At 50.3% G+C, this 11,869-nt stretch carries 14 protein-coding genes and 1 tRNA gene; 4 read left to right on the forward strand and 11 right to left on the reverse strand.

The features are described 5' to 3' along the window. Together EFB11_RS05980 and EFB11_RS16785 are read right to left on the reverse strand one after the other, a co-directional pair. On the reverse strand, nt 1-261 hold the full coding sequence (locus tag EFB11_RS05980; RefSeq protein ID WP_122789372.1) for a hypothetical protein: 261 nt from the start codon (nt 259-261) through the stop codon (nt 1-3). A 31-nt stretch (nt 262-292) separates the two neighbouring features. Then, on the reverse strand, nt 293-448 hold the full coding sequence (locus tag EFB11_RS16785; protein WP_164706626.1) for a hypothetical protein: 156 nt from the start codon (nt 446-448) through the stop codon (nt 293-295). A 145-nt stretch (nt 449-593) separates the two neighbouring features. Between EFB11_RS16785 and EFB11_RS05985 the strand changes: the two genes are divergently transcribed. The 3 genes from EFB11_RS05985 (at nt 594) to EFB11_RS05995 (ending at nt 3,413) form a co-directional block, all read left to right on the forward strand. Beyond that, nucleotides 594-983 carry a helix-turn-helix domain-containing protein gene (locus EFB11_RS05985; protein WP_164706627.1) on the forward strand — a complete coding sequence of 130 codons (390 nt, stop codon included), beginning with the start codon at nt 594-596 and terminating at the stop codon, nt 981-983. A 353-nt stretch (nt 984-1,336) separates the two neighbouring features. Next, on the forward strand, nt 1,337-1,957 hold the full coding sequence (locus EFB11_RS05990; RefSeq protein WP_122789374.1) for a hypothetical protein: 621 nt from the start codon (nt 1,337-1,339) through the stop codon (nt 1,955-1,957). Nucleotides 1,958-2,039: 82 nt separating this feature from the next. Further along, the gene (locus EFB11_RS05995) at nt 2,040-3,413 is read left to right on the forward strand and encodes a tyrosine-type recombinase/integrase (protein ID WP_122789375.1); all 1,374 of its coding nucleotides are present in this window, start codon (nt 2,040-2,042) and stop codon (nt 3,411-3,413) included. A gap of 121 nt (nt 3,414-3,534) precedes the next feature. Here EFB11_RS05995 and EFB11_RS06000 read toward each other — a convergent pair. Both EFB11_RS06000 and EFB11_RS06005 read right to left on the reverse strand, forming a co-directional pair. Continuing rightward, nucleotides 3,535-3,621: transfer RNA gene (locus EFB11_RS06000), tRNA-Leu, on the reverse strand. A 105-nt stretch (nt 3,622-3,726) separates the two neighbouring features. Next, on the reverse strand, nt 3,727-4,653 hold the full coding sequence (locus EFB11_RS06005) for a DDE-type integrase/transposase/recombinase (protein ID WP_122789376.1): 927 nt from the start codon (nt 4,651-4,653) through the stop codon (nt 3,727-3,729). A gap of 218 nt (nt 4,654-4,871) precedes the next feature. On the opposite strand from EFB11_RS06005, the gene EFB11_RS06010 reads away from it, so the two are divergent. Next, on the forward strand, nt 4,872-5,615 hold the full coding sequence (locus EFB11_RS06010) for a YebC/PmpR family DNA-binding transcriptional regulator (protein WP_122789377.1): 744 nt from the start codon (nt 4,872-4,874) through the stop codon (nt 5,613-5,615). A 120-nt stretch (nt 5,616-5,735) separates the two neighbouring features. Here EFB11_RS06010 and EFB11_RS06015 read toward each other — a convergent pair whose 3' ends face one another. The 7 genes from EFB11_RS06015 to EFB11_RS06050 form a co-directional block, all read right to left on the reverse strand. After that, the gene (locus tag EFB11_RS06015) at nt 5,736-6,086 is read right to left on the reverse strand and encodes a hypothetical protein (protein ID WP_122789378.1); all 351 of its coding nucleotides are present in this window, start codon (nt 6,084-6,086) and stop codon (nt 5,736-5,738) included. 203 nt (nt 6,087-6,289) lie between these two features. Then, nucleotides 6,290-7,387: a glycerol dehydrogenase gene (locus EFB11_RS06020; RefSeq protein WP_122789379.1), complete on the reverse strand. Its 1,098-nt coding sequence runs from the start codon at nt 7,385-7,387 to the stop codon at nt 6,290-6,292. 166 nt (nt 7,388-7,553) lie between these two features. Continuing rightward, a complete protein-coding gene (locus EFB11_RS06025; RefSeq protein WP_122789380.1) occupies nt 7,554-8,312 on the reverse strand; it encodes an XRE family transcriptional regulator in 759 nt (252 codons plus the stop codon). Nucleotides 8,313-8,361: 49 nt separating this feature from the next. Beyond that, the gene (locus tag EFB11_RS06030; RefSeq protein ID WP_442906830.1) at nt 8,362-9,984 is read right to left on the reverse strand and encodes a DUF4368 domain-containing protein; all 1,623 of its coding nucleotides are present in this window, start codon (nt 9,982-9,984) and stop codon (nt 8,362-8,364) included. A gap of 95 nt (nt 9,985-10,079) precedes the next feature. Then, nucleotides 10,080-10,277, reverse strand: a complete 198-nt coding sequence (locus EFB11_RS06035) for a hypothetical protein (RefSeq protein WP_032548367.1) — start codon at nt 10,275-10,277, stop codon at nt 10,080-10,082. Between the two features lie 58 nt (nt 10,278-10,335). Continuing rightward, nucleotides 10,336-11,274, reverse strand: a complete 939-nt coding sequence (mobV, locus tag EFB11_RS06040; RefSeq protein ID WP_032548363.1) for a MobV family relaxase — start codon at nt 11,272-11,274, stop codon at nt 10,336-10,338. Between the two features lie 182 nt (nt 11,275-11,456). Beyond that, entirely contained in the window at nt 11,457-11,852 is a 396-nt protein-coding gene (locus EFB11_RS06050) for a replication initiator protein A (RefSeq protein ID WP_008666017.1), read from the reverse strand. Nucleotides 11,853-11,869: the final 17 nt, after the last annotated feature.

Below are 11,869 nucleotides of genomic sequence, written 5' to 3' on the forward strand. Positions count from 1 at the left end.
TCACCACATCCTTTCCGGTATTTTACGGACGCCCGTTTGCATGACATCTGCAATGTCGATGCTCGGATGATCGATCAGGTATTCAATCAGCATGTCCAGGTTCGTGAATTTGCGCCGGCCGACCGATATGACCGGAATGCATCCGGCGCACATGAGCGCCCTGATATGGCGTTCCTTGATTCGCGTTCCTGGATCGATTCGCTTGAGTTCTGCCGCCGCTTCTCGCGCGCTGCGGATGCGAGGCAGCTTTGCATTTTCCATGGGTTCCTCCTCTTATGCTTTCCCGCGCCGCTCAGGACGCGGGCTTTTCCGGTTCTTCGGGTTCTGGCTTGGATGTCGCAGCCGCAACACCCTCGGCAAATCCGATCAAGAATTCACGCTTCTCAGGCGGAAGCGCCTTGACGGTTTCTGCCAGCTTCTTGGCAAGCTGCTTTTCCTCTTTGCTCATGGTATCACCTCGCTTTCACATCTTGGTTGTATTATATCACTACTAAGTTGTAAAGTCAATGTTTTTTCACAACTCAGTTGTGTTTTTTCTTGACTTATTTTCTTTCATGTGCTTTAATATAACTAGGCAAAGTGAGGTGAAGAACATGGAATCGATAAATGATAGAATTGGCATAATTGTAGAAAAAAGCGGATTATCTAAAACTGCTTTTGGAGAAAAGATTAATGTTTCGCAACAATATGTATCAAAACTGATAAAGACCGGAACGCCAAGCGATCGCACCATTCTTGACATTTGCCGTGAGTTCGATGTAAATGAAGAATGGCTGCGCACTGGGAAGGGTGAAATGTTCCGGAAGCTCAGTCGGAGCGACGAAATAGCCGCTTTTTTTGGGGATGTGCTCAGTGGTGAGCCTGATTTCCGCGCCCGCTTTATCGCCGCACTATCACGCCTAAACGCAGATCAGTGGAAGTTGCTTGAGCAGATTGCAGACAACCTGATGGAAGAATGCGCAAAAAAAAAGACCGACCAATAACGGTCGGTCGGCGCTCATCATTATCTTGTTGCATGTAAAACGAAATTGTATATGTAATTCAGCGTTTTTTCGTCTGCGTGTTTCAGGATATTCATAATGGCGTCAATCAGTTTTTCAGTTTTCATTTCGATCTCGCTTTCTCCGCTGGGACGTGTTATGATTATGCGCCGGTTCGATAAAAAAGATATGGGTGAAATTTACAAAAACAAACATTTTTGTTGGAACTACTCACAATATACGAACATGTGTTCGATTTTTATGTGTGTATTATACCACACGAAATGTGTGTATGCAAGCATAAAAACCTGACATGGTTGAATGAGTTTGTCGAGCGTATCTACAAAGGAGTAACAATGAAAAAGAGGAGTTTGTTCATTGCATTTGTCGTGTTGCTTATGTTATCGGCATGCGGCAACCAGGAAGATGAAAAAACAGACAGTTCAAAGAATGCTGCAGTAAGTGATGCAAATCAGGAACACAAATCAGGTATTGATATTCCATCAGAACATGCAATCATGGAAGCTATTCAAGCTGTAGACGCAACGGAATCAACGGTAACGGAATTTACTGAATTTGATTACAATGGTAAAACACACTATTTAGCTGACCTTTATATGAAAACAACCGACAGCGAGAATGATAATATCATTGGAAAAATAGTCATCGATGACCAAGGTATGATGGTACAAACCGCATTACCGCTTTTTGCTCAAGAATATATTGGCGCAATTTGTGAATCCGCAGGAATGTTAGACCCGAGCATTAGGTATATAAACGAAATGGTAGATACTGTAGAGGAAGGTACATGTAAGCTTTTCGACGCGAATGGATATCGAATCAGCGTATCTTTGGTTGAGGATGGAATTTCGGTTGGGGATATAACAGAATCATTTAGATTCATACTTTCCGGCGGCGATGATGTTGTGATTGAAGGATATGAAGAAGGAAAAACCCAAACAATCGAGCTGGAATAAAAATCCCGCCGATTTTGGGATTATATCTGGGCAGGTCACACACGGCCTGCCTTTGCTTTTAAGGTAGAAAGGAGGGTTCGCTATGGCCACAATTCAAAAGCACGGAAACGGGTATAAGATAGTCGTGTCCTGCGGATATGATATGTACGGCAAGCAGATCCGGCGCTCTATGACATGGACGCCAAGGCCTGGAATGACCGCCCGGCAAATTGACAAAGAGCTGGAACGCCAGAAAGTGCTGTTTGAAGAAAAATGCCATACCGGGCAAGTGCTCGAGGGAAATATTAAATTTGCCGACTTTGCCGAAAAGTGGTTTAAAGAATATGCAGAAAAGCAGCTTCGTCCAACGACGGTCGCCGGATATCGGCGGCTCATGAAGCGCATCCTCCCGGCGATCGGGCACATCCGTCTTGATCGCCTGCGGCCAAACCACCTGATGGCGTTTTACGGCAATCTATCCGAGGATGGGATGCGGGAAAACTGCATCTACAAATTCCGCGACGACTGGAAAACAATCATTCGGCAAAAAGGATTTACGCAGTCGCAGCTTGCGGATGTAAGCGGCGTAGACGCGAGCAAGATATCACGTGCAGCACACGGAGCAGGCCTGCACGCGGCGAATGCGGAAAGGATCGCTGACGCGTTAGGGTGCGGAATCGACGATATATTTGTGCGCGAATCCGGGAAGCTAAGCGGCAACTCCGTGCAGCATTATCATAGATTGATCTCGTCCATCCTGTCTACCGCCGTCAAATGGCAGGTGATTTTCTCAAATCCATGCGAGCGCGTGGAGCCGCCAAAAATCGAGCGGAGAGAAGCCAAGTATTTGGATGAAGAACAGGCAATTAAGCTCCTTGACGCGCTTGACGACGCGCCAGAGCAGTACAGGGCTATGGTTATCATCCTTCTGCTTACCGGCCTGCGCCGCGGCGAATTGTGCGGCCTGGAATGGAAAGATGTCGATTTCGATACCGGATTGCTGTCCGTTCGCAGGTCGTCCCTGTATGTGCCCGGAACAGGTGTATTCACGGATGACACAAAGACGATGAGTTCGCGCCGCGTTATCAAGCTTACAGATGATGCGATTGAGATACTAAAAACGAGAAAAAGGCGCCAAGCTATGCAGCGATTACAGCTCGGCGACCGTTGGCACGATCACGACAGATTATTTACCTCATGGGACGGTAGCCCGATACATCCTGATGTATTTTCTAAATGGTTTTCATCGTTCATAAAGCGCGCAGGCCTGCCGGATATAACGGCGCACAGCCTGCGTCATACAAATGCAACGCTTCTCATAGCGGCCGGCGTTAATGTAAAGACGGTATCCGCGCACCTCGGACACGCTACGATAGCAACAACCGGAAATATCTATGCTCACGCAATCAAATCGGCAGAGGCGGCTGCGGCAGAAGCCCTGCAGGGCGTCCTTTCGCGCCCACGCAAAAAGGCCTAGTCCGCGATAGCCAATTTGAGAAATAAACACCAAATAAACACCATTTCGCAGATGTTTAAAAATGTAAATTTAAAAAAGTTGCAAAAATTGCCCCGTATCATCAAAAATACGGGGCTTTTGTTGGTGCCGCCAGCCGGAATCGAACCGGCACGGTATTGCTACCGAGGGATTTTAAGTCCCTTGCGTCTACCAGTTCCGCCATGGCGGCGTACAATTAAGTATACCAGCAAAATAGATATCTGTCAATTCTGGATTTGGTGCCCTTGTCTCCGGGTTTGTGACCGTTCCGGGCGATTTCAACACTGTAGGTTTGTCAAACATATTGGACAGTGAATTCTGAGGGAGAAAGCCAGCCAAGAGGCCTCATAGGGAAGTTGTTGGAGCGGCGGTTATGGACAGCAAGCTGCTTTACGAAATCATCCAGGGAATAAAAGCTGTGGGAGGAGTAAAAGCGTTTCTGGTCCTCCCGGTGGCTGCGTTCCACTTTACCGTTGTGGCGTGGCGTGTAGGGACGGATGAGCTTATGCCGTACACCAAGTTGGGCGGCAGCGGCCTCAAACAGAGTCGGCAGATCCCGTCTGCTGCTGGAAAAACGGTTGGTGAACTCAAAGCCATTGTCGGTCTGGACGCACTCCACCCGGATGCCCCGGCGGGCGTACCACTGAAACAACCTTTTCAAAAAGTCGGCGGAGGAGTAGGTGCTCTGTTCCGGGTAGGCATCCAGGAAGCGCAGGCGAGTGAACTCATCAATGGCAGTGTACTGGAACAGCCGGAGTTCCGGGTCCGCAATACATCTGCGGGGCACCACCTTCACGTCCACCTGGACCCGCTGACCGGGATAGGTCATCTGCTCGTAAGGCTTGGGTTTGTATGCTTTCTTCTTCTCGGGGGCAGGAAACAGCCCCAATTTACGCAGAAGGCGGAACAGGCTCTCCGGGCGGCGGGTGTAGCCGCGCTTCCGCAGCCGATGCCACAACTCCACCATGCCCAGGTTGGGGTTGCGGCGGCGCATGTCCCGGATCAGCTTCAGCTCCGCCTCTGTGTGCTGATTGGGATGGCCATGGGGCCGCCGGGACTGGCAGGCCAGGGATGTCACGCTCCCATCCCAGCGGGCCTTCCAGAAGTAGATGTACGACCGACTCTTGTTGTATTTCCGGCTGGCACGGCTGACACCGTATTTCTCTGCGTATTTCATCAGGGATTGCCGATATGCCATGTCCTGTGTTATACTCTTGCTCATGAAGGATATGGCCTCCTCTCGTCAAGTTGTTGTCCGCAACTTCAACTTTAACCGATGAGGCCCTATCCTTCATCCCTTTTTATTTAACTGTCCAAGATGTATTGTACTCCTACAGTGACCGTTCCGGGCGATTTCAACACCCTCTTGCGTTTTGAGCGGTTCTTTGATACAATAAATAACAGACTATAATCTTTCCTAGATATAAGGAGCGAATGGATATGAGTGGACATTCCAAATGGCATAATATTGCCAAGCGCAAAGGCGCAAACGATGCAAAAAAAGCCAAGATTTTCACCAAGATCGGCCGTGAAATGGCAATCGCGATCAAAGAAGGCGGTTCGGCCAATCCGGATAACAACTCCCGTCTGCGCGATGTAATTGCCAAGGCGAAGGCCAACAACATGCCCAACGATAACATCAAGCGTACGCTGGACAAATACTCGGGCGCAAACGGAACCGTGGAATACGAAGCCATCACCTATGAAGGCTATGGGGTAGGCGGTGTTGCCGTCATCGTCGAGACTCTGACCGATAACCGCAACCGTACGGCTTCGGATGTCCGCCATCTGCTGGACAAATATGGTGCTGGCATGGGTGCAACCGGTTGTGTCGGCTGGCAGTTCGACCAAAAGGGTGTCCTCATCCTGGAAAAGGGCGAACTGGACGAGGATGAAACCATGATGCTGGCACTGGATGCCGGCGCAGAGGATTTCCAAGCCGACGAGGAGACCTTTGAAATCTATACGGCTCCGGCGGATTTCGGCACGGTTCGTGAAGCGCTGGAAAAGGCTGGTCTGGAATTTGTGCAGGCCGAAGTCGAAATGGTTCCGCAGAACTATATCACGCTGGAAAAAGAAGAAGATATGGCGCAGATGCGCAAGCTGCTCGACAACCTGGAAGATAACGACGATGTCCAGGCGGTTTGGCACAACTGGGAAAACGAAGACGATTACGAGGGCTAAATCCCCCGGACTGCAAAAGGGAGGCAAGCGTTGCTTGCCTCCCTTCTTGTTTTTATGCGCGGTCGTTGATCGTGCTCTGCATGATGCAGTAGTTGACGATCGACAGGCCAAACAGAATTTTTACTTCTCAGCGTTAATGGTTTTTAGCTTTGCAAAGCCGACGAACGAAAGAATCATTTGTACAACAACAAAGAAGAAATAAAATGGGAACATTACCATTGCCACTGCATACAAAATTGCACCTGTAAGTGCAAATCCACGCTTATTCATGGCCCATCCTAAAATATTAAAGATGGTTGCAAGCACTGTGCACAACATATGCGGCATAACAATAGCAGTTGCAATCCCTGCACCAATTGCTGAGGCGGCATCTGTCTGAGATACAGTATTCCCAAAAAAGTACACTATAATATAGAGGGAATATAAAACACCCAAAATCCAGGACACAAGTAGACATTTGCTCTTTTTCATATTTTTTCCTCCATCCGATTGACAACTTGTGTCAATCTTGTATAATATTATCGAAGTTCCCCCAAACTTCGATCTGTCAAATCCCTCTTTGGTAATTAAGAAACCAAAGAGGGATTTTATCAATATCGAACTGCCTGATTAAGCACTCAAAAAAATTATGAGTCTCTATGGTGTTTCTCTTCCCCATTCGGTGCAATGTTTTTTTATGCTCCCAGCAGGCTGCGGCCATAGGCATCGGCCGCCAAAATGGCGTGGTAGACCTTTTTCGCGTCGACCGGCATCGGCATATTGCCCATGGTGTCGCCCGGTGCACAAGCTGCTTCGGCGACTGCCATGATCTTTTCAGGCGTGATCTCCTTCACGCCCAGCTCCCGCAGCGTGACCGGCAGACCCAGTTCAATGCACCAAACTGCGATCTCGTCCAGTTCTTCCTTGGGAATGTCTTCGAGCATCAGCTGGGTCAGCGTACCAAATGCGACCTTTTCGCCATGATACATATGATGGCACTCTTCCAGAACAGTCAGACCGTTGTGGATCGCATGCGCACCTGCCAGACCGCCCGACTCAAATCCGATGCCCGACAGCAGCGTATTGGCTTCGATGACCTTTTCCACCGCCGGTGTGCAGGCATGGGCGCTCAGTGCGCTCTTGGCCTTCAGGCCTTCAGCCATCAGCGTATCAAAGCACAGCTTGGCCAGCGCCAGAGCTGCCTGTCCCACCGTGCCGCCTGCACAGGTGGTTGCACCCGATGCTGCACAGGCACGCGCTTCAAAGTACGTCGCCAGCGCATCGCCCATGCCGGCAACCGTCAGGCGCATGGGGCTTGCGGCAATGATGTCGGTATCCATAAGCACCAGATTGGGATTGGCGGGCAGGAACAGATATTTTTCGAACACGCCATCGTCGGTATAGATGACCGACAGCGCCGAACACGGCGCATCGGTGGATGCGATGGTCGGGCAGATGACAACCGGTACACTTGCATAATGTGCAACTGCCTTGGCGGTGTCAAAGATCTTACCGCCGCCTACGCCGATGACCATATCCGCGCCAGCAGCCTTCACGACATCGAGCAGACGGTTGATCTCGGTCATGCTGCATTCGCCATGGAAATACTCAAACGTGCAAGCGCCGCCTGCCTGGGCAAAGCTGTCTTCAATGGTCTTACCGCTGCGCTTATATCCATTTTCGCTGATAACAACCAGCGCTTTCTTGCCATAAACCAGCGCATATTCGCCCAATTTCGCCATCTCACCCGGGCCCTGGACATATTTGCTCGGGCTGATGAAAATATTTGCCATAGTAGAAAAAACCTCCTTTATGTTTTTCAAACCGCTTTTGGGTCTTTTGGTTATTATACCATAGTTCGGGTTTCTTGCGGGGAAATTTTGCTATTTTTTCTTGGTCAGTCCTATTTTTTACAAGAATGATACAAAACATCCCGCCTGATAGCAGACGGGATGCCATTTATTCTTCTTTTTCCAGCGCGATTGAAACGATTGCGCACAAAATGCCTCCCAATGGAAAGACGACCCAGGCGTTTTCCCACTCAAACAGAAACAGAGAACCCATAAACAGCAGCGTCGCTACCAACATAATGATACCGCACAGCTTGCCGATGAGCGGATTTTCCTTTTTTCCCGACAACGTGGTCTCCTGCCGCGCTTCATTATAGCTAGGAATGTTATATTTTCTTTTCTGGAGGCCGCCGTGAACCAGCGCCGCCACGCCCAACGCAACTGAGGCCAGAAAAACGCCGTCATACAGCGCCTCATTGCCGCCGGGCGGCAGCGGCAGCACATCTGTCATAATGTTTACCAGCATGCCGCATAAAATCACCCCGACCCCGGTTGCAATCCATACCACGAACCGCCGCTGTCCGGCTTCTTCCTGCGCTTCGGAATAGAACGGCTCGATGTGCGGATGCTTTTTAAGGAATTGGCTGTGCTGCATGCCGCCCACAATCAGCAGCAGTACCCCAGGGATGAGCGCCAGAAAAAATGCCGCTTTGCCCAGGGACTTGTCAATGCCCACGCCCTGTAAAATTTTGAACAGTGCCCGTCCGCCGATGATGATCGCAATGCCGACCGGAATAATCTTGGAAAACCAGTTCATGTGCGCGTCATACCCGGCCGCATCCCCGGCGCCGGCAGCCGCCAGATCGCCGCGCAGCAGACCATCCAGATTGCAGGAAAACAGGTCGCACAATTCCAGTAATTTGTCCATCTCGGGAAAGCTTGCACCGGTATCACATACTTAAAGATATTGGTGTCATTCAATCAATTTTGCCGATGAAGCGGTAGAAGATTTCTACCTCCTGTTCCCGGCTTCCGTCCTCGTTCTTGACCGCCTCATGGACAAGGATTTTTTCAATCAGCGTGTTCAAGAGTTCAGCGGTGAGTTCCGTGGGATTGACGCACTCTTTCATCAAGGCAATCCATTTTTCTGCGTCTGCGGCACTCTGGCTTTCAGCGGCAATAGCAGATTGAAGCTGTTCAATCTTTTCTTCCAGTTCCGCCTGTTCGCTTTGGTACTTCCCGGACAGCATATTGAAGTTGTATTCTGTGATACGCCCCGCCGCCCAGTCCTCATACATCCGGGCAAACAGGGTATCGACCTCGGCTTTCCGCTTCTCCGCTTTTTTCAGTTCAGCAGCCTGTTTTTTTCTTGCGGCGGCCTGTCCTTTGTCATTGGCGTTCAGCAGCCGTTTCAAAAGCTGTTCTTCATCGTGCTGTACCAGCGCCGACCAGTATTGCAGACGGGAGAGGACATAGGCGTAAAGCACATCATAGCGGATGTAGTGCATGGAGCATTGGCGTGTGCCTTGCCCGTTCTTGCTACAATGGTAGTAGCCATAGGGCTTGCTGTTCTGTCTGTTCTCCTCGTAGGCCAGCGACCAGCCGCAGTCCGCACACTTTATCAGCCCCGCAAAAATCTGTGTCGTGCCATTCTTGCGCTCCCTCCGGCGGCTTGCGATCTGCTCCTGTACCTGCCGGAAAACCTGTTCGCTGATAATCGGCTCCTGCGTGTTCTCCACCCGCACCCATTCGCTTTGGGGCTTGCGTATCCTCCGCTTGTTCTTAAAGGAAATATTGGTCTCCCGGTAGTGGATGGTATGGCCGATGTAGGTTTCATCTTTCATAATGCTTTTGACCTGCGCTATCGTCCATGCGTAGCCTTTTTCCTCTGGTGCGCCAGCATAGATATTGGCGAAAGTCCCGTCACGCTGGAAGTTGATAAATCCCGGCGTCGGTACTTTTTCCGCAATCAATATCCTTGTAATGCTGGCCGCCCCTTTGCCGTGAATAGCAAGGTCAAAAATCTTCTCCACGATCCAGCGGGTTTCCTCGTCGATTATCAGCTTGTTCTTGATTTCCGGGTGCTTCTTGTACCCGAGGGGAGCATAGGCGCTGATACGCTGTCCGGCGGCAAACTTTGCCTTGAAAGCAGTTTTTACCTTGCGGCTGGTGTCCTTTGCGAACCATTCGTTGAACAGGTTTTTGAATGGCACAAAATCGGACAGTCCCTTTTCTGTGTCCTCATTCTCCGCAACGGCGATGTACCGCACCCGTTTTTCCGGGAACAGAAATTCCAGATAGTAGTCCATCATCACATGCTCCCGCCCGAAACGGGACAGGTCTTTGGTGACAATGCAGTTTACTTTTCCGGCTTCCACATCGTCCATCATGCGCTGGAAACTCGGACGCTCGAAGTTTGTCCCACTCCACCCATCGTCCACATATTCCCCGACCACATGAAGCCCCTGCTCCCTTGCGTACTGTTGCAGGATTGTCCGCTGCGTTTCAATGCTTACGCTGTCACCATAGCTTTCATCGTCACGGCTTAACCGCATATAAAGAGCCGTGTTGTAAATGGTAGTATTGTAAGGTTGTTTCACCGTAAAAATCCTCCTTCTAAAGAAACAACCCACGCTTACAATACTTTTGCTCTATGGCAATTATATCATAAGCGTGGGCGTGTATCAACGATGGGTCACGAAGAAGCTGCCCTTGCCGCCGTGTGCCGGACGACATCCACAATCAGATCGCCAATCGGACGACCGCCAGCGGCAAAATGTTCGGAGATTTTGATACGGTTTTTCCCACATACAAAATACTGTGTGCCGTTCTCGTCAGTAATGACCTGCCCGGTGTGTATTGTATCAATAATGTCGCTTTCGCTTTTTACCATCCAGTGTCCTCCGTATGATTATTTTTCATCATGCAGCTTGAATTTCTGTTCATAGCGTTTACCTCCCTCTTGTTCGCTGCTGCCGTTTCAGCTCCGCCAGCACTTCCGGCGGGATACGGTCAACCAGCCGCTGTAAATTGTCCAGTTCGCTTTTCAGCTTTGCCCGTTCCATCGTATCTTTCATCTTTCCTTTTTCGCTGGCCTTTGCCCTTGCTTCCAACTTCTCATTCTCCGCCAGCAGGTCATTGATTGTGACCTTGTACTTTTTCAACTGCCCGGAGAAATTCTCCATCTGCGGGAACCACTTTTTCAGCATGGAGAGGGCTTCCTCTTTTTTCTTTCCGGCGTTCAGCGGGTTAATGCCGTCCAGTGTGGCTTCAATGGCTCTTGCCTGCCGGGAGAGGGAAACCGCCTGTTTGAAAAGCCGGGTGGGGATATGCTTCCGGCCTGTCCTGCTGGCGCTCTCCCCACGCTCCAAGTCAGGATATTTCTCCACCATATAGGCGTGAAAATCGTCCTGCCACTTCGTCAGGTTTGCCCGGTTGCCGATAATCTCCTTTGCACACAGGCGGTTGTCCTTTGTCAGCGGAACAAAGGTCAAATGCAGGTGGGGCGTTTTCTCGTCCATGTGTACCACCGCCGACACGATATTTTCCCGTCCTACCCGGCCAATGAGGAAGTCCGCCGCCCTCTGGAAAAACGCCTGTATCTCCTTTGGGGATTTCCCCTTGAAAAACTCCGGGCTGGCAGTTACCAGCGTATCGACAAACCGTGTGCTGTCCTTGCGGGTTCGGCACCCGGCCTGCTCAATCCGGCTCTGAATGAAGTGGTAATAGCGTCCCTCCGGCTTGACGATATGGAAGTTGTATTTGCTCCGGCTTGTGTCAATGTCGGGATTGCTGGCATACTGTTCTTTCTGTCTTTCGTGATGGGCTTCCAGCGGCCTTGCCGGGTTGCCCTTGTGCTTCTCAAACCGTAAAATTGCGTGTTGTGCCATTCTGCTCCTTTCCCCATTCCTTTCCTATCCGGGGTTTTCCACAGGGAAAATCCCGCAGAAAATAGCTCGGATAGGATTGGAATGGATAGAATATAAATCAGTCTTTTTATCTTTGTATTTCTATATACCGTCCGGTTTTCGTACGTCTCAGGAGTGATTTCCGTACTTCATGGGTACGGTTTTCAGTCCTCCGGTGTACCAGAACGGGATTTCTTAAAGTCGGTGTTTGGAACCGCTTCATAGGATTTTGGGAAAATGCGGTTGGGTTTTCCACAGCCCTGCTTCTGGATCTCCACCAGTCCGGCGTATTGCAGTTCCCGCAGGGTATTCACCGCTTTCTGCCGCCCACAATGGAGCAGTGTGACCACTTCACAGATAGGGTAATACAGGAAAATCCGTCCGCAGTCATCCGCCCACCCATTCTTGCGGGATAACTCTGTCCGGCGCAGGATAAAGGCGTACAGAACCTTTGCCTCGTTGGACAGGGGCTTGAATGTGGGGGCTTCAAAGAGAAAATTCGGGAGCCGGGTGAAGCTGAACGCCTTTTCCGGCTGGTGGATATAGATGGTATTTGTCATAGTTCGTTTTGTGGACG

The sequence above is a fragment of the Intestinibacillus sp. Marseille-P6563 genome (assembly GCF_900604335.1).
Classification (GTDB): Bacteria; Bacillota; Clostridia; order Oscillospirales; family Butyricicoccaceae; genus Butyricicoccus_B.

Coding starts and splice junctions, on each gene's coding strand:
- EFB11_RS06025 (WP_122789380.1), bottom strand. CDS start 8,312: ATGGACAAATTACTGGAATTGTGCGACCTGTTTTCCTGCAATCTGGAT.
- EFB11_RS06010 (WP_122789377.1), top strand. CDS start 4,872: ATGAGTGGACATTCCAAATGGCATAATATTGCCAAGCGCAAAGGCGCA.
- mobV (WP_032548363.1), bottom strand. CDS start 11,274: ATGGCACAACACGCAATTTTACGGTTTGAGAAGCACAAGGGCAACCCG.
- EFB11_RS06050 (WP_008666017.1), bottom strand. CDS start 11,852: ATGACAAATACCATCTATATCCACCAGCCGGAAAAGGCGTTCAGCTTC.
- EFB11_RS16785 (WP_164706626.1), bottom strand. CDS start 448: ATGAGCAAAGAGGAAAAGCAGCTTGCCAAGAAGCTGGCAGAAACCGTC.
- EFB11_RS05980 (WP_122789372.1), bottom strand. CDS start 261: ATGGAAAATGCAAAGCTGCCTCGCATCCGCAGCGCGCGAGAAGCGGCG.
- EFB11_RS06005 (WP_122789376.1), bottom strand. CDS start 4,653: ATGAGCAAGAGTATAACACAGGACATGGCATATCGGCAATCCCTGATG.
- EFB11_RS05985 (WP_164706627.1), top strand. CDS start 594: ATGGAATCGATAAATGATAGAATTGGCATAATTGTAGAAAAAAGCGGA.
- EFB11_RS06035 (WP_032548367.1), bottom strand. CDS start 10,277: ATGGTAAAAAGCGAAAGCGACATTATTGATACAATACACACCGGGCAG.
- EFB11_RS06015 (WP_122789378.1), bottom strand. CDS start 6,086: ATGAAAAAGAGCAAATGTCTACTTGTGTCCTGGATTTTGGGTGTTTTA.
- EFB11_RS06020 (WP_122789379.1), bottom strand. CDS start 7,387: ATGGCAAATATTTTCATCAGCCCGAGCAAATATGTCCAGGGCCCGGGT.
- EFB11_RS05990 (WP_122789374.1), top strand. CDS start 1,337: ATGAAAAAGAGGAGTTTGTTCATTGCATTTGTCGTGTTGCTTATGTTA.
- EFB11_RS05995 (WP_122789375.1), top strand. CDS start 2,040: ATGGCCACAATTCAAAAGCACGGAAACGGGTATAAGATAGTCGTGTCC.